The organism is Pseudomonas sp. P97.38 (genome assembly GCF_001269745.1).
Lineage (GTDB): Bacteria > Pseudomonadota > Gammaproteobacteria > Pseudomonadales > Pseudomonadaceae > Aquipseudomonas > Aquipseudomonas chlororaphis_E.
Genome location: NZ_LHVJ01000010.1, coordinates 26,227 through 43,802 on the forward strand (window position 1 = coordinate 26,227; position 17,576 = coordinate 43,802).

The window sequence follows — 17,576 nt, forward strand, 5'->3', positions numbered from 1 at the left end:
GCGGCAGCTCCCCGTGCGTCTATTGCTTGTGCTGGTGCAACATCGTCTGGATCTGATGCGTGGCCTGGCGCGTGCTTTCGGCCAGTTTGCGCACCTCGTCGGCGACCACCGAGAACCCCCGCCCGACCTCACCGGCCCTGGCGGCTTCGATCGCGGCATTCAAGGCCAGCAGGTTGGTCTGGTCGGCAATGCCCTTGATCACCCCGACCACCGTGGCGATCTGGGCGTAGGTCACCTGGTTCTGCTCCAGCATGCGGTGGTGGGTGGATTGGGCCGAGCGCTCGTCGCTGATATCGCGCACCGCACCGATCACCCGGACCAAGCGTCCCTGGGCATCGCGCACCGCCCGTCCGCGTTCGCGGCACCAGATGTAGTCGCGGCTCTTGTGGCGCATGCGGTACTCGAAGACGTATTCGCCACTGCCCTGGGTGCCGAGGATCTCGCGGTCGAAAATCGCCATGATCTTCGGCAGGTCATCCGGGTGCGTGATGCCGACCTGGGCATCCCAGCCATCGGGCAGTTCGTCCGCCCCATAGCCCAGCAACGCGCGAAACTGGCTGGAAAAACGCATGCTGCTGGCCGGGTGCTGCAGGTCGCCGTTGACCACCGTGATGTCCCAGCAGCCCTCGGTCAGCGTCGATTGCAACAACGCCCAGATCTGCGCTTCCTGGTGATGTTGCTGCACTTGCTGACGGTATTCGTCCCGTTGGCGCTCCAACAACTGTTCGCGGCCTTGAGCCTGTTCCAGTTGTTGGCGCAACATCTCCCGTTCGCGCTCGCCCTGCTGCCACCGCGCGGCCTGCTCGGCCAGTTGGGCCTCGACCTGAAGGCAACGCTCGGCGCTACTCGCCATTTGCCGGGCGTGTTGGGCCAGGCCTGTCCGCAACGCTGGGTACGCGTCGAGCATCGGCGTGTCCTCGGTGTCGCCGGCCAGTGCTCGCTGCACCTGGGCGCTCAACGCCAGTTTGTGTCGGTTGGTCTGGAGAAACATCGCCCGCTCCTTTGCCATCGAGTCGAAACACTGATCTGACCGCAAACACGCGCCGCTGGCTTGTACCTGGCTGCTGAAGGCCTTGCTCCTGGCTGCCAGGGCCACGTCCTGGCAGGCACGCACATGCCGCGCGGCAGGCACAGTCAAGCCGGGCCGCCGCGCAGCGATTAACCTCGGGGCTTTCCCTTCGCGATAGGAAACACCCATGAGCGATATTGCCCTGCTGCCTCAGGTCGAAGCCTTTCTCGGCCGGCGTCACGCACTGTTCATCGATGGTCGCTACGTCGAAAGCCAAGGCAGCCAGACGCTGGACGTCATCAACCCGGCCACCGGCCACGTCATCGCCCAGGTCAGCGACGCCAGTACGGCCGATATCGATCACGCGGTGGAATCGTCTCGACGCGGTTTCAGGCAGTGGTCCCAGGCCGCACCGGCGGTCCGTGGCCAAGTGCTGCTCAAGCTCGCGGACCTGTTGGAACAGCACCGCGAAGAGTTGGCCCAGATCGAAACCTGCCAGTCGGGAAAAATCATCCACATTTCCCGCGCGTTCGAGGTCGACCAGGCCGCGCACTTCCTGCGTTACTACGCCGGCTGGGCCACCAAGATCGGCGGCGAGACGATCACCCCGTCACTGCCCTCTTTCGCCGGAGAGCGCTACACCGCGTTCACCCTGCGCGAACCGGTCGGGGTGGTGGTGGGCATCGTGCCGTGGAACTTCTCCACCATGATCGCCATCTGGAAACTGGCGTCAGCCTTGGTGACCGGCTGCAGCATCATCATCAAGCCCAGCGAGTTCACGCCGCTGACCATCCTGCGCATTGCCGAACTGGCGATCGAGGCTGGCCTGCCGGCGGGCGCCCTGAACGTGGTCACCGGTGGCGGCCAGGTGGGCAAAGGGTTGATCGAGCACCCAGGCACCAACAAGGTTTCGTTCACCGGTTCGGTACCCACCGGCCTCGCCGTGGGCCAGGCAGCCATGGGCGCCGGACTGACCCGGTCGACCCTGGAACTGGGTGGGAAAAATGCCGCGGGCTTTCTGCGCGATGTCGATCAAGAGGTGGCGGTCAACGGCATCATCGAAGCCGGCTTCCTGCACTCGGGGCAAATCTGCGCGGCGGCGGAACGGTTCTTTGTCCATCGTTCACAGATCGAGCCGATCATGGAAAAACTCGCCCAGCGCCTGGCCCGACTCACCATCGGTTCGCCCCTGGACGAACGCACCGAGTTCGGCCCGGTCACCAACCACTCGCATCAGCGCAAGCTCGGCGAGTTCTTCGCCAAGGCCCGGGCGCAGAACAACACCATCGTCCATGGCGGCAAGCTGATCGAAGGACCGGGCTGCTACGTCGAGCCAACGATCATCCTCGCCAACCGCCGCGACGACGCCCTGCTCAACGAAGAAACCTTCGGCCCGATCGCGACGTTCTTCCCCTACGACACGGAAGAAGAACTGCTGGAACTGATGAACGACACGCCCTACGGCCTCAGCGCCAGCCTCTGGACCCAAGACCTGAGCAAAGCCCTGCGCATGGTCCCGGCCATCGAAGCCGGCACCGTGTGGGTCAACATGCACACCCTGCTCGACCCCGCCGTACCCTTTGGCGGCAGCAAGTCTTCAGGAATAGGCCGGGAATTCGGCAGCGCGTTCATCAATGACTACACCGAGTTGAAATCGGTAATGATCCGCTACTGAACCTTGCTCCGGTGGGCGGACACTCAGTGCCCACCGGGTCTTGAAAACACAACCCCCACCGCCTGTGGGAGCGAGCTTGCTCGCGAAAGCGGTGGGTCAGCTGGAAATAATCCAAAGCAGAAATCGCCTTCGCGAGCAGGCTCACTCCCACCTTCCGTGGGAGCCAGCCTGCTCGCGAAAGCGGCCCTCTCTCTACAACATGGATAGGCGGTGTCTCCACCGCCCATGCTCAACCCCGGCAGGCATTGACCGGCGGCACGCGGCCGCGCCAGGGTTGGGCGCGTTCCAGTTGCGCGGCCAGGGCCAGCAAGGTGCTTTCCTCGCCAAAGCGACCGGCAAAGTGCGCGCCTATCGGCAAGCCGTTGGCACTCCAGGACAACGGCACCGACATGGCCGGCTGGCCGCTGGCATTGAACAGCGCGGTAAACGGCGAGTAACTGTGATAGCGCTCGATCAGTTGCTCAAGGCTCATGCACACGTCCTGGAGGTCAAGCTCACCAATGGGCGCCGGCTCACGGGTCAGCACCGGGGTCAGGATCACATCGTAATCCTGCATGAACGTCGCCAACTGCCGCCCCAACGCATGAATCCATTCCACCGCCCCGGCGTACTGGGCACCGGTGACATGCCCCTTGTCCCGCAGGATGATCCGGGTGCGCACCTCCAACTCCTCCGCCTGCACCTGCGCGCCCCGCATCTGGCCCAGCAAGTCGACATAGTGCCGGGTACTGGCGCCAATGATGGTGAACACCTGGTTGAGAAACTCCGGCAACACCACCGGCAGGCTGACCGGCTCGACACGGTGCCCCAGGGATTCGCACAACCGCGCGGCCTCGTTCAAGGCCTGGAGGCTCTGGGACGATGTCGGCCAGGGCGCGAGTTGTTCGACCAGGGCAATGCGCAACGGTCGTGGGTCACATTGCACCGCCGTCACATACGGCAGCGCCTGGACCGGCGCGGCATAGGGCGCGCCCAGGTCGATGCCGGCAGTGGCGTCCAACAGCGCGGCACTGTCACGTACCGACAAAGTGATCGCATGGGCGGTGCCCATCCCGGCCCAGCCCTCGCCGACCATCGGCCCCGACGGCAACAAGCCACGACTGGGTTTGAAACCGAACACGCCACAGCAGGACGCCGGCACGCGCAATGAGCCACCGCCGTCGTTGCCATGGGCGAAGGGCACCACGCGGGCCGCCACCAGTGCCGCCGCGCCGCCGCTGGAACCGCCCGCGCTGTGCCCGGTGCTCCACGGATTGCGCGTAGCGCCGAAGCGCGTGGATTCAGTGGAGTAGGACGTGCCGAACTCCGGCGACGTGCTGGTGCCCATCACCTGGCAACCCGCGCGCCGTAGACGCGTCACCACTTCCGATTCGAAGTCCGCCCGGAAATCCCCCAGGGAGCGAGAACCGTTGGTCATCGCCGCACCGGCGACCGGGGAAAACAAGTCCTTGATCAAGGTCGGCACGCCGGCAAGCAGGCCCTGGCCAACCGCGGCCGTGCGGGCGACCTCCCGCGCCGACTCGTACAACCGCTCGGCCACGGCATTGATGTGCGGCTCGACTTGCTCCAGGCGCTCGATGGCGGTTTCCAGCAACTCGCCAGGGCCAACCTCGCCGCGCCTGACCCACTCGGCCAGCGCCGTGCCGTCTTCACGGTCCATCAAATGGTGAATGTCTTGCATACCCATGTTCAGATTCCTTGTTTCATGACGATTGACGTGTACCGATGGAAGTCGACTGGCCCTGGCCGCGTGTGCGCAGGCCCACGGCCACCCAGAGCAGTGCCGCGATAAATCCGGCGAAGGCCAGCCATTGGATGGACTGGCGCAGGTCCCCGGCGAAGCTGCCCACGAAGGCCACCACCAGCGGGCTGACGAACTGGCCGATGTACAGGCAGGACGTGAAACCGCCCAAGCCTCGACCGCGGGTGGTGGCGGTCAATGCGTTCATCACCGGCGCCATCACGTTGGGCACCAACAGCCCCGAACCCAGGCCCTGGATGACCACCGCCACCAGCACGGCGTTGTAGCTCTGGGCACGCATCAGCAGCCACAGCCCCAGTCCGATCAGGCCCAGCAACAGCGCGTTGCAACCGGCAACCCCGAAGCGCCGGCGCAACAGCGGCCACATCAACGAGCCGCCCAGGGTCGCCAACAGGCTCAGCCCGGCGGCCATCCCGATCATCGTGCTGGAGGTGATGCCGAGGCTGACCAGCAGCATCGGTGCCTGGATCGGTACAACGAAGGTCAGGACCATGCCGCCCATGACCATCAGGTAGCCGACCACCAGTTGCAGCACCGCCACCTTGCTCGGGCCCGAATCGGCGAGCGGTTGCTCGACGCTGTGGCGCCGGGTCACCGGCGGCTCCCACAACACCTTCATCATCGCCGGCACCAGCAGCAACGGCAGCAGGTACAACAGGAACGGCGAACGCCACGAGTGCTCGCCGAGCGCGCCCCCCACCACGAAAAACAGCGCCCCCACCAAGCCGATGGTCACCACCTGGCGATTGACGTAGCGCAGCCGCTCTTCGCCCTGCCAGTAGTCGGCGATCAGTGTGGCGCAGCACGTCATCACCGCCGCTTCGGTGCAGCCAAACAACAGCCTCGCGCCGACGATCGACGGCAGGCTGTCGAGCAGCGCCGGCAGTGCGCCAAGCACGGCGTAGAGCAAGGTGGCAATCACCAGCAAGGCCTTGCGCCCGACCCGGTCGGCCAGCCATCCGGCCAGAGGCGCGAACAAGGCAATCGCCAGGGCCGGACCGGTGACCGCCAACGGCACCAGCAGGTCGGCACGGGGCTCCACGGGGCCGAACTCGGCGCCCAGTCGGGGCAGGATCGGCGCGACCATCACCGAACCCATGATGGTCAGGCTGCTGCCAAGCATCAGCACCAGCCCTTCACGCCCACCGGCCTGACGCACCGGGGCCGTTGATACGGAATTTGATTGGTTCATGACGAGCCCCTTCAGAAACTCTGGGAAATACGCAACGCCGCGGTGTAGCCCTCGGCGCGGTTGCGCGCGTCAAGCTCCTTGTAGACGTGCAACCACACCGGCGGCATGCCGGGCTTGAAGTAGCTGACCGCCGGCCCGACGGCCATGACCCGGGCGCGGTTACCGGACTCCAGCCCCGGCGCATCGTCGTCGGTGAACTGGCGGTAGTAATACCCGCCCACGCCCACGGTCCAGGGCCCGACGTGCTGGCCCACGGCGAACTCATGCCGGTACTCGACGCCGTTCTTGTAGTCGGTGTCTTCGTTGCGGGTGTTGATGTCGGCTTCAAAACTGGAAGACACCTCGAAGCCGCTGTCGGAAATGTAAGTGGCGTTGAGGATCGGGGAGAATGTCCAGTGATTGAGCCCAGGGGAAATCAGGCGATCCTTGTCGTAATCGCCCGTGGGCGCCTGGACCTGGAACTGGGCATTGACGAACAGATTCGGCGACAGCGTCCATTGCAGGATCACCGGCAACACCTGGATGTCGGCGAGACGAAACGGATCGGCCTCCAGGTCCAGCGGGCCGACCGGTGTCTGCACCCGCACCGAGGCGTCCATCTTGAAGAACGGCACCACGGTGCCGAAACCGTACTTGGCCCCCAGCACGGTGTAATCGGTCATGCGCATGTAGGCCAGACCGATGGAGAGCACGTCCAGGGAGAAATTGTTGTCCAGTGCCTTGCCGTGGCGGTCTTTCTGCACGTTGGCCGAATAGAACGCCGTACGCAGGCCGACCGTCCCGTAGGGCGTGGCCGGGGGCATCATGCCCGCGCCAAAATCGTAGACTCCGACTGCCGTGGTCGGTGCACCGTTTTCTGTCGCCTGGACAGCGGCACACAGACCCAACATTCCCAAGGTGAAGCACATGCAACGCAAGCGGTTGGTTTTCTTATTCTGACTCATTGAATGCCCCTTCCGACCAAGTGGTGGTGGGGTCATCCTAGGCAGCCGGCGCGCGGGCGGTTATCCGTTTTCAGCACAGATGCTAGCGACGCAGGGTTTGCGACGGCGTTTCGCCGAAAAGGATCCGGTAGTCGCTGGAAAACCGGCTCAAATGCCAGAATCCCCAGCGCGCAGCCACTTCCTGGACACCATGGGCCTGATCGCCATTGCGCAACTCGCGACGCACGGCATTGAGGCGCAATGCCCGCAAATAGGCCACCGGGTTGATGCCCAGGGTTTCCTGGAAGCAGTACTGCAACTTGCGCCGGCTGGCGCCGATGTGGTTGCACAGGTCCAGGATCGACAACGGCTCGTCGACATGGGTCATGGCGTACTCCCGGGCACGGTCGACCATGCGCTTGCGCGCGGTGGGACTGAGAGGAGGCGCCGCCTGGTCCGGTGCCACCAGCTCCAGCACCTGCAACATCACGGTGTCGCGCAGGCCCCGGCGGATCGACTCGTACCCCAGCAGCGACTCGCGGCCCTGCTCGCCCCCTTCCAGCTCATCGAACAGCGCGGCGAGTTCGACCGGCAACGTCGAGTCACCGAGGCGGTAACACTTGGGAAGATCGGTAATTCGAAAACGGCTGCCTTGGCGCTCCAGCACATGTTCGAGCGCCCGCTCGTCAACGGCGACACCGAGCAGGTCGAGGTGCTGAGGCGTGCGCAATTCCGGCAGATTGTGACCCCGGGCGACCAGCAGGCTGGGCTCAAGGATCGGGTGTCCGGAGCAAAAGACCGGCCCGTCCGCGCTCAACGGCACGCTGAAGGTAATGGCGCCGTCCCAGGCCTTCCCGTGCTTGGTCATGGCCTGATTAGAGCGGTCGCGCACCAATTGCATCCAGTCCGAGCGGAACTCGATCAGCTCGCCTTCGAAGCGTCCGGGCGTCAACTGGTTGTAGCTGACCTGCCAGCCGCCCATGTTGCGGGCATGCTCGTCGATGTCTGCCGTGCGAAACCGATTGATCGGTGGCAACGGCACCGGCTGCGGTCGGTGCGCCATAGTGGGATTGCTCATTGACCTGACCCTTGGTGATTGCAGGACTTACCAGCCGAAGGCCACGCAAATTCTGTTCCGTCCAGGCAAACGATTGTGCAATTGTGCTGAAAACGGATAATCGACCAGGTCCGCATACCCGGCGCAGGGCGGCACTTGGATACCCCCGCCATCGACGATCACCCACCGCGAAAACCACCATGAACGAAATGATCCAGGACGTAGGCGTTGCTACCGAATCGATGTCCCGCCCGCGCACGCTGGTTTTCCTGGCCTACCCGCAGATGGGCCTGCTGGACCTGACCGGCGCCCAGACCGTGTTCTGGGCCGCCACCAAGGCCATGGCCGAGCGCGGACTGCCCGGCTATGCAATGCACACCGCAAGCCTGGCGGGCGGGCTGATGCGCACCGCCGAAGGGCTGGTCGTGGACACCTGTGCCCTGGACCGGCTGGACGGCGCCGGCATCGACACGCTGATCGTGCCCGGCGCGCCGGACATACGCCAGGCGATGATCGACTGCGTCGACCTGGTGGCGTGGCTGCGGGCTGCCTCGCTCAAGGCTCGGCGCACCGCCTCGGTGTGCAGCGGGACGTTCCTCATGGCTCAGGCCGGTCTGCTGGATGGACGCCGGGCCGCCACCCACTGGGCCATGTGCGACCTGCTCAGGAGCCGATTTCCGTTGGTCGAGGTGGACCTGGATGCGATCTTCGTCCAACAGGACGCCGTGTGGACCTCGGCGGGTGTCAGTGCCGGGATCGACATGGCCCTGGCGCTGGTCGAGGCCGATTGCGGTCGCGACGTGGCGCTTCAAGTGGCCCGGGAACTGGTGGTCTTTCTCAAGCGCCCTGGCGGCCAGGCACAGTTCAGCCAGATGTTGCAATTGCAGATGCAGGACAGCGCCGGATTCGATGAACTGCACGTCTGGATCGCCGAACACCTGGACGACACCCACCTGACCATCGACCGACTGGCCCAACAGGCCGGCATGAGCCCACGCAATTTCGCCCGGGTCTACAAGCGCCAGACCGGCCGCACCCCGGCCAAAGCCGTCGAACTGTTCCGCCTCGAAGCCGCACGACGACAACTGGAAGACTCCCCGCGCAACATCGACCAGATCGCCCGTTCATGCGGTTTCGGCGACGAGGACCGCATGCGCAATACCTTCCAGCGCCATCTCTCGATTTCCCCACGGGACTATCGCAACCGCTTTTCCCGCTGATCGCATAAGCAGGGGCGGCTCCGAGCCGGCCTGGTGGGCGGGCTTGGCCGGATTTCAGGGTTTTATGTCCTACCGGATGGAAATGCCGCGCTTCTAAGATACCCAGGCAATGCCCTGGGCTGAGCGGTCGGGCGAGTGGTGGCGTGCAGAATCGTCATGCTCGATTCCGAAACCCATTCCGACCGGATCCCCGCATTGCTGTACATCACCTTGCTGTTGATGCCAGCCAAGCTGTTTTCAATCACGCCTGGTCATCACTGTCACGCTGAAAACCTAAATAACTCGACGTATCGATCCAGTCTTCGGGAGCAACTCATGAAACAGCATATTCTGATTGTCGGCGCAGGCTTCGGCGGGGTCTGGAGCGCCTTGAGCGCGGCACGCCTGCTGGACCTGCACGATCGCAACGACGTGCAGATCACGGTCCTGGCGCCCCAGGCGGAACTGCGCATCCGCCCGCGGTTCTATGAGCCGGACGTACACACCATGCTGGCCCCGCTGGGTGGCCTGTTCGACGCGGTGGGCGTGCACTTCGTGCAAGGGTTTGCCGACAGTGTCGATGACACGCTCAAACAGGTGAGCTACCACGATGCGTCCGGCGCCCAGGGCACGCTGGCCTATGATCGCCTGGTGCTTGCGGCCGGCAGTCAGCTGATTCGCCCTGACCTGGCCGGGGTGGTCGAGCACGCCTTCGACGTCGACCAGATCGAACAGGCCACCCAACTGGAAGACCACATCAAGGCCCTCGCCCACCTGCCGGACAGCCCTGCCCGCAACACCGTCGTGGTCGCCGGCGGCGGGTTCACCGGGATCGAAACGGCCACCGAACTGCCCGCGCGCCTACGCGCCGTGCTCGGCGAGGACGCGCCCATCCGGGTCATCGTGGTGGACCGCGGCCCGCAGATTGCGGCCTCGATGGGCGACGGTATCCGTCCATCCATCATCGAAGCCTCGGCGCACCTGGGCATCGAGTGGATCCTCAACGCTTCGGTGGAGTCGGTGGACGCCGCCGGCGTGACCCTGTCGAACGGCCAGCGCATCGAATCGCGCACCGTGATCTGGACCGTGGGCTTTCGCGCCAGCCCACTGACCCAGCATATCGCTGGCACCCGGGATCCCCAGGGCCGCCTGCACGTCGACAGCCAGCTGAAAGTGCTGGGGCAGGCCCATGTTTTCGCCGCCGGTGACGTGGCCTACGCCGCCACCGACACGCTGGGCAACCACGCGGTGATGTCCTGCCAGCACGCCATCGCCCTGGGCCGTTACGCCGGCCACAACGTCGCGGCCGACCTGCTCGGCGTCGCGCCGATGCCCTACAGCCAGCCCAAGTACGTGACCTGCCTGGACCTCGGCGCCTGGGGCGCGGTGTACACCGAAGGCTGGGATCGCCAGCTCAAGCTGGTCGGTCAGGAAGCCAAGGACCTCAAGACCCAGATCAACAGCGTCTGGATCTACCCGCCGGCCGCTGATCGCGCCGCCGCCCTGGCCGCGGCAGACCCGTCGATTCCAGTGGCGTAATCCGCCCCGCCAACACCGGCCAGCGCTCCTTTGTGCGCTGGCTAGCGGTCCCGGTGCAGGGTCGCTCGTTCGATCAGCGCGTCTACGCCGGCCATCAGGAAACCGCTGGCGGCTTCGTCCACCAGACGGCCGTGCTCTATCTTGGTGGCGACGTTGCCAATGACGATCTGCGGGTAGCTCACCATTGCCGCCTGGATGGCCCAGAGGGTTTCATTGAGTTGCTGATGCGCCCGCACACCCCCGGTAAACGCCGGGGACGCCGTGAAGGTCAGCACCGGGCGCCCGCTCAGCACCGACCGGCCATGGGGACGAGACAACCAGTCCAGGGCATTTTTCAGCACCCCGGACATGCCATGGTTGTATTCCGGCGAGCCGATCAGCACCCCGTCGGCCTGCGCCACGGCGGTGCGCAAGGCGACCACGGACGGTGGCGCATCGGCACCCTCCTGATCTTCGTTATAGGGCGGGATATTCTCCAGCCCGTGAAGCGTCAGCCGGACCGGTCCCGCCAACCGTTCGGCCACCGTGCGCAGGATCGCGGTATGGCTTGAATGCTTGCGCAGGCTGCCGGACAGGCCCAGGAGATCGATCGTCGAGTTCATTCAGAGGCTCGCTGTCTGCGGTGTCGGTTTGAGGAGGAAGTGCGCGAGCGCAGGCACCAGCACCAGGGCGCCGACCATGTTCCACACGAACATGAAACCGAGCAGGATGCCCATGTCGGCCTGGAACTTGATGGGCGACAACACCCAGGTGGTCACGGCGACGCCCAGGGTGATCCCGGTCAACACCACCACTTTGCCGGTGGACAGCAAGGCCAGGTAGTAAGCGTTCGACAGGCTGGCGCCATTGCGCAGATGACCCAGGGTCACGCTGAGGATGTACAGCGCGTAGTCCACGCCGATCCCCACCCCCAAGGCAATCACCGGAAGGGTCGCCACCTTGACCCCGATGTTCAGCCCGACCATCAGCGCCTCGCACAATACCGAGGTCAGCATCAGCGGCAGCACCGTACAGACCACCGCTCGCCACGACCTGAAGGTCATGAAGCACAGGGCGATGACCGCTGCGTACACCATGAACAGCATCTGCACGTTCGAACGTTTCACCACGATGTTGGTGGCCGCCTCGATACCAGCATTGCCCGCTGCGTTGAGGAACTGGATCTGATCGGTGTCGTGGGCCGCCGCAAACTGCTCGACGGTCTGCGCCACGCGGGTCAGGGTATCGGCCTTGTGATCGGTGAGGTAGACGTACACGGTCAACAGGTCGCAGTTCTGGTTGAACAGCTCTCGTGGTGCGCGGGTGATGATGGCGTTCAAAAGCCCCTGGTTACGGGGAATCTCATACCAGGTCATGCTGCCTTCGTTCATGCCGGCGGCGGCCTGCTTGCTGAGGGCGGCCAGCGATGTGGTGGAGACGACGCCGGGCACCTGCTGCAGTTGCGCTTCCAGGGCATCGACCGCGACCAGCGTCTGGTAGTTGGCACAGTAGTATTGCGGCGTCTTGACCATCACCACGTATTTGTCGCTGCTGGCGGAGAAGTTACTGACCATGAAGCGGTTGTCGGTGTTGTAGCGCGACTCTGGACGCAACTCCGGGGCACCGGGGTTCAGGTCGCCGATCTTGACGTGAAGGCTGATGGCGAACCCTACGGCCCCCAGGAGCAGCGCGACGATGATCGCGCCACTGGCCCATTTGCGCTCGGTGAACCGGTCCAGGAACGCCCAGAATGGATGCCGCGCGTGCCCGGCATCGAGCCTGGAAAAGCGCTCGTTGACTGCTTCGCGCTGCGCGGCGACCTTGCTCACGCCGGTGTAGGAAAGCAGGATCGGCAACAGGATCAGGTTGGTGACAATCAGCGCGAGCACGCCCAGGGTCGCGGTGACGGCCAGGTCCTGGATCACCGGGATCTTGATGATCATCAACACCGCGAACCCTACGGCGTCCGCCACCAGCGCCATCAGCCCGGTCAGGAACAGGCGGCGAAAGGTGAAACGTGCCGCCACCCGCTTGTCGGCGCCACGGCCGATGTCCTGCATGATGCCATTCATTTTCTGCGCGCCATGGCTCAAGCCGATGGCAAACACCAGAAATGGCACCAGGATCGAGTACGGGTCCAGGTCGAACCCCAGGGTCGGCAGCAATCCGAGCAGCCAGACCACGGCAATGATCGAACACAGCAACACCAGGACCGTGCTGCGGGCACAGCGGGTGTACCAGAACAGCACCAGGGCGCAGATCACCAGGGTGGCCGCGAAAAACACCTGCATCTGCCGCATGCCCTCGATCAGGTCGCCTACGACCTTGGCGAAACCGGTGATATGGATCTGGATGTCCGGGCTCTCATACCGCGTGCGGATCTGTTCCAGTTGGCTAGACAAAGCGTTGTAGTCCAGCGGTTTGCCATCCTCCGGGGCCCTTTCCTGAAGGGGCAGCAGCACGATACTGGACTTGAAGTTGGAGGCCACCAATCGCCCGACTTCGCCCGATCTGTCGACGTTCTGCCGAACCTTTTCCAGGCTGGCGACCGAGCCATCGTAGTCATCCGGGATCACCGGTCCGCCGTCGAAACCCTCTTCGGTCACGCCGATCCAGCGCGTCGCCGGGGTCCACAGGGACTTCATGTAGGAGCGGTCGACGCCTGGCAACAGGAACACTTCGTCATTGATCTTCTTGACCGTTTCCAGGTACGCGGCATCGAAAATGCTGCCCTGTCGGGTCTCGATCGCAATCCGCAAGGTGTTGCCACCCTCCCCCAACTGGCCGCGGTTCTTCAGGTAGTTCTGCACGTAGGGGTGATCGGTGGGGATCATTTTCTCGAAGGCGGCGTTGAGTTTCAGGCTCAGCGCCTGGTAACCCAGCACCAGGCTGAGCAGCACGCAGAGCCCCAGGACAATGCCGCGATGGTTGAACAAAAGCCGTTCGACCAGGGTGCCCGAGGCAGGGTCGAAGGGTTGCGCCGTAGCAGCACAGTGGCGTTCGGCAGAGTGGGTGAAGCTGTTCATTGTGGCTGCTCCGGCGATTGCGCGGCGATGGCAGACGCCAGCACGCCACGCGAACTGCTGATGATCAGCTCGCCGTTCGCCGCCTGCGTCATGCCCGTGAAGTAACGAGGTTGCGCGATCGTCAGGACGGTTGCTTGCGTCGCCCCCTCGGCAAAGCGCAGCACACGGCCCGATTCATCCGCCAGCAGCACCGAGCCGTCGTCGAGTCGCAGGCCGCTGGTCAGCGTCACCGGTTCCAGCGTATCGAGGCGTTGCCAGGTGTCACCGCGATCGCGGGATTCGAACGCCTTGCCACGCAAGCCGAACATCAGCAGCGAGCGCCCCGCTCCAGCCTGGAGACCGAAAATGGTGCCCTCGTAGGGCGACACCAGCGGTTCGAAGCTACGGCCGTCATCGCTCGAACGCAGCAGGATCCCTTGTTCGCCAGCGATGAATACATCGCCCCTGACCCGCTCGATGCTGTAGAGGTGTAACCCCGAGGGGTTGTCGAGGCTGGAGCGGATCGATTGCCAGCTCTGCCCGCCATCATGGGTCACGAATGCCAGGCCATAGGCACCCACCACCCAACCGTTGCGCGCATCGAGAAACAGCAGGTCGAGTAACGGTTTGTCGGGCCCCTCGTCCAGCAGTTGCCGGGCCTGCTCCAGATGCTCGCGGGCCTGTTCGCCGGTTTCACGCCGGGCCTGTTCCACCTCGATGCCCGCCGCCTGGAGGCCATCGAGCTGCTTCTCCCAGGTGAGTCCGCCATCGCGGCTGTGCAGGACCACGCCGGCATGCCCGACTGCCCAGCCGAGGTTGGCGTCGATGAAACGCACCTTGACCAAGGTCATGCTGACCGGCGAGCTGACTTGCTTCCAACTGGCGCCGTTATCCTGCGAGACGATGATGAAGCCTCTCTCGCCAACGGCGACCAGGCGCTGCCCGGCACGGGCCACGCTGAGCATGACCGATTGCGTCGCCATCGTGCTGCTGATGGCCGGTTGCTCCGGTGTTTCGGTTGTCTGCGCCGCGGCGGCGTTGCCGCCCAGGGTTGTTGCCATCCACGCGCTGGCAATCAATGCCGTCAAGGGACGTGTAGAGAAATTACGCATTCTGGACCTCGTCGAAGCGATTCGTGGCAGCGGCGGCAAGCACCGCTCCCACAGAAACAAAACCCAATCAGAGGCTCAGCGAACCGACCCTGACGCCACCGAGGTGCCGGTGAAAAAGTTCTCGGGCTTGCGCGCAATGACGCTGTAGGTTTCGCCGTTGAGGCCCTGCACGACGCTGTAGGTCTTGGCTTGCAGGTTGTAGATCACCACCGGCTTGACCACCACCGCCGGAATCGCCGGTACTACGAACGGCATGACCTGGGAGACGCGCCACAACTTGCCCTCGGCGTCATAGCCATCGACCAGGGAGACCGTCCAGCTGTCTTCGTCGATGAAGAACCGCCGCTTGGGCACTGCATGGCGCTTGCCCGGGGCGACCGTGGCTTCCAGCTCCCAGACGCGGTGCAATTCCCAACGCAGCTTGTCCGGATTGAGGTGGTTGGCAACGAACACGTCGTCGCGTTTCTCGGCATGGAAGCGGTTGTCGTTGTAGGGGATGTACAGCTCTTTCTTGCCCACCAGCTTCCAGTCGTAGCGATCAGGATGCCCGATGAAGCCGTGCACCTCATCGAAATAATTGGCGCCCGATGCCACGAAGTCCGGGGTGTCGTAGCCCACGGTGGGCGCACGGCGCACGCGACGTTGCCCCACCAGGTACTGCCAGGCCTGCCGGGGTTCCTCGGCGTTGATGCTGTCATGGGTCACCAGCGATTCGCCGGCCTTGAATGGCGGCTCGCTGGTCAGGAAACGCAACAGCGCATACTGACCCGACCACTTATCCGCGGCGCCATCCTTGTAGTAGTACGGATACTGCCAGTTCTCCACGCCCCGGCTGGCCAGCGTACGGGTGCCGTCGGCGTTGCCGATGATGTTGGCGTAGCCCATCTGGATGGATTCGGCTTCGACGCGCAAGAGGAAATTCCAGATCACCTCGTTGCCGGTCTTGGGGATCGGAAACGGGATACCGCCATAGCAGCCCTCGACGGACAAGCCATTTTGGGTGGTCTTGCAGCGCGTGGCGTTGGCAAACGTGTTCTGGTAGACGCTGTCCGGTGCCGCCGCGCTGCGGTGGGTCGGGTAGACATCGAGGCGAAAGGTGTCCGGGTACTTGGCCAGAAGTGCCTGGGTGCCCTCGCTCAGTTTGTCGGCGTACTGGCTGGCGTTTTTCGCGGTGATCTGCAACACCGGCTTCTCGCCGGGAAACGGGTCGACGGGAACATCGCCGAACTTGGCCCCGCCGACGTCCTGGGTCAAGCCGCCGGTCCAGGCCGGGATCGTGCCGGCGGCATTGCCGGCTTTTTCCGCGCCCATGGGCGTCAGCGTGGTCTTGAGCTTGGCCGCTTCATCGGCACTGACCGCCGCCGATGCGGTGCCGATGGACAGCGAGAGCGACAGTGTGGACAGCAACAGCCATTTTATTTTTGTCATGTTCAGGGCCCGCCTGTTTGCTTAGAAGGTTCGCTGGATCGAGAACGCCACGAAGTCCCGATCCTTCATGTTTTGCTGGTAGGTGAATGAGTTGGAGGCATTGATCACCGGGCCGGCCTCACCGAAGAAGTTGGTGTAGCTGAGCGAGGCGTACCATTGCTTCTTGTAATCGGCCTTGAGGCCCAGGGTCAGGTCGCCGCCGTGTTCCGGGCCGAACGCCTGGGGAGTCACGGAAGAGCGTCCGGAGGGGTTGTAGCCGACGGTGATCGGCATCTGCACATCGATGCCTGGGAAGACCTGGAAGTACTGCGGCTCAAAGGTGAAACGCAGGGCGAATGCATCGCGGGTGGTGTTGGGGTCCAGTTGATCGGCGTTCTTGGTCACGCTCAGGCGCCGGTTGAAGGCCAACTCGCCGACCAGCGAGGCGCCGTCCCACAGGGCCGAGCCACCATAGACGTTGATCATCGACACCTGGGCATGCCACGAGCGGCCAATGGGATAGGCAGCGTGCGCGTCGTTGTCCGCGTCCATCCCGGTGATGATCGTCCCGCCGACCCCGGCCAACGGCGTATCGAGCCGGATCGAGGTTTCGCCAGCGATGTTGCTCTCGCCCACCTGGGTGCTGAAACTGGCGCCGAAGACCTTGATGTCCTCGGGGTAGACGTTGATGAACGAATCATCCGCGCCAGGCACCAACGCCGCCGGGCGGAAGTAGAACACCGGGGTTTTTTCGTGGTACTTCGCGGCGTAGAGGCCGAACTCCCAGTCGTCGAGGGCGAACTTCAGCTGGGCACCGAACTGCCCGGAATCCCTCGCCTCCTTGTCCTTGCCGTGACGCAGCACACCGGTGGGAAAGAACACTTGCTCCCCGCCTTCCCCGACAAAGTCTGCACCGCTGAAGTAACTGCCTGCCGCGGGCAGGCGGGTCTTGTTCCATTCGAACTGGTAATAGGCGCCCACGCTCACCGTGTCATTGAGCTGCCAGTTGCCCGCCACCTGCTTGGTGGGCATGAGGATTTCCTTGAATTGCGAGCCCGGCACCGATTGCAGCTTGACCAGGTCGACGGTGGACTGGGCATTGGCGATGCCGTTGGCGCCGAAGAACAGGCTCTCACCGTAGATCTGCGTGAACTGCCCGAGCCGACCGGACAGCGTGGTCGTGCCGACGTCGCGGGAGCCGTAGACGAAGGCGTCGAGGATTTCGGTGCGCTGGCCGTGAATCCGCCGGGTGTCGCTGGTGAATTCATCGTGGTCGACACTCACGGAGTTGGCGGTGCCCGGTGAATCGTTGTCGTTGTGCTGGCTATAGACGCTGTCGTACCACGACGCCGCGCTGACCCGGGCACCCACGTCTTTGTACTTGATGTCGAACTCGGACAGGATGTCCAGCCGATTGGAGATGAGCCCACGGTCGAAATTGCGGTCGCCGTCATCCAGGTTGGGGTTGCTGTTGGACGTGCCAGGACCTGCGGCCACCTTGTGATCGAGTTTGTTCACGCGCCAGGCATTGCTGTACTTGATGGTGTTGTCCCAGGTTGCCGAAAGATCCGGGTTGCCGGTGTCGATCTGGAACGCCTGCACCTGCGTTGACAGGCTCAGCATCAGCGTCGCGCCGACGGCGCAGGCAAGATCGGAGACCGGCAACGGGCAGAGCCGCTGGTTGGCTGTTTTCATGAGATGTTCCTGTTTTTTTGTT

General features: G+C 64.0%; 13 protein-coding genes. 3 read left to right on the forward strand and 10 right to left on the reverse strand.

Annotated elements, in window-relative coordinates; all coding sequences use genetic code 11:
- Window positions 1–19 precede the first annotated feature (19 nt).
- Window positions 20–991, reverse strand: coding sequence for a methyl-accepting chemotaxis protein (locus tag AD664_RS28015; protein WP_053144772.1), 972 nt, complete (start codon window positions 989–991; stop codon window positions 20–22).
- A 205-nt stretch (window positions 992–1,196) separates the two neighbouring features.
- Between AD664_RS28015 and AD664_RS04755 the strand changes: the two genes are divergently transcribed.
- Complete coding sequence (locus AD664_RS04755; protein ID WP_053144774.1) at window positions 1,197–2,684, forward strand: aldehyde dehydrogenase family protein; 1,488 nt, start codon at window positions 1,197–1,199, stop codon at window positions 2,682–2,684.
- A gap of 229 nt (window positions 2,685–2,913) precedes the next feature.
- Here the strand turns inward: AD664_RS04755 and AD664_RS04760 are convergent, their stop codons facing one another.
- The 4 genes from AD664_RS04760 to AD664_RS04775 all read right to left on the reverse strand — a co-directional run bounded on the left by AD664_RS04760 (window position 2,914) and on the right by AD664_RS04775 (window position 7,639).
- Window positions 2,914–4,371 carry an amidase gene (locus AD664_RS04760; RefSeq protein WP_083454138.1) on the reverse strand — a complete coding sequence of 486 codons (1,458 nt, stop codon included), beginning with the start codon at window positions 4,369–4,371 and terminating at the stop codon, window positions 2,914–2,916.
- 16 nt (window positions 4,372–4,387) lie between these two features.
- The gene (locus AD664_RS04765; protein ID WP_053144777.1) at window positions 4,388–5,638 is read right to left on the reverse strand and encodes an MFS transporter; all 1,251 of its coding nucleotides are present in this window, start codon (window positions 5,636–5,638) and stop codon (window positions 4,388–4,390) included.
- An 11-nt stretch (window positions 5,639–5,649) separates the two neighbouring features.
- Entirely contained in the window at window positions 5,650–6,582 is a 933-nt protein-coding gene (locus tag AD664_RS04770) for a transporter (RefSeq protein WP_047738082.1), read from the reverse strand.
- An 82-nt stretch (window positions 6,583–6,664) separates the two neighbouring features.
- Window positions 6,665–7,639: a helix-turn-helix domain-containing protein gene (locus AD664_RS04775; RefSeq protein ID WP_053144779.1), complete on the reverse strand. Its 975-nt coding sequence runs from the start codon at window positions 7,637–7,639 to the stop codon at window positions 6,665–6,667.
- Window positions 7,640–7,818: 179 nt separating this feature from the next.
- On the opposite strand from AD664_RS04775, the gene AD664_RS04780 reads away from it, so the two are divergent.
- Complete coding sequence (locus AD664_RS04780) at window positions 7,819–8,838, forward strand: GlxA family transcriptional regulator (protein WP_053144781.1); 1,020 nt, start codon at window positions 7,819–7,821, stop codon at window positions 8,836–8,838.
- A 315-nt stretch (window positions 8,839–9,153) separates the two neighbouring features.
- Window positions 9,154–10,356 carry an NAD(P)/FAD-dependent oxidoreductase gene (locus tag AD664_RS04785; protein WP_053144783.1) on the forward strand — a complete coding sequence of 401 codons (1,203 nt, stop codon included), beginning with the start codon at window positions 9,154–9,156 and terminating at the stop codon, window positions 10,354–10,356.
- A 41-nt stretch (window positions 10,357–10,397) separates the two neighbouring features.
- Here the strand turns inward: AD664_RS04785 and AD664_RS04790 are convergent, their stop codons facing one another.
- The 5 genes from AD664_RS04790 to AD664_RS04810 all read right to left on the reverse strand — a co-directional run bounded on the left by AD664_RS04790 (window position 10,398) and on the right by AD664_RS04810 (window position 17,554).
- Complete coding sequence (locus AD664_RS04790; RefSeq protein WP_053144786.1) at window positions 10,398–10,958, reverse strand: NADPH-dependent FMN reductase; 561 nt, start codon at window positions 10,956–10,958, stop codon at window positions 10,398–10,400.
- Window positions 10,959–13,361, reverse strand: a complete 2,403-nt coding sequence (locus tag AD664_RS04795; RefSeq protein ID WP_053144788.1) for an RND family transporter — start codon at window positions 13,359–13,361, stop codon at window positions 10,959–10,961.
- On the reverse strand, window positions 13,358–14,452 hold the full coding sequence (locus AD664_RS04800) for a YCF48-related protein (protein WP_053144790.1): 1,095 nt from the start codon (window positions 14,450–14,452) through the stop codon (window positions 13,358–13,360). The genes AD664_RS04795 and AD664_RS04800 overlap by 4 nt, the downstream gene beginning before the upstream one ends.
- Before the next feature lie 75 nt (window positions 14,453–14,527).
- On the reverse strand, window positions 14,528–15,880 hold the full coding sequence (locus AD664_RS04805) for a DUF1329 domain-containing protein (RefSeq protein WP_047738068.1): 1,353 nt from the start codon (window positions 15,878–15,880) through the stop codon (window positions 14,528–14,530).
- A gap of 21 nt (window positions 15,881–15,901) precedes the next feature.
- The gene (locus tag AD664_RS04810) at window positions 15,902–17,554 is read right to left on the reverse strand and encodes a DUF1302 domain-containing protein (RefSeq protein WP_047738066.1); all 1,653 of its coding nucleotides are present in this window, start codon (window positions 17,552–17,554) and stop codon (window positions 15,902–15,904) included.
- Window positions 17,555–17,576 lie beyond the last annotated feature (22 nt).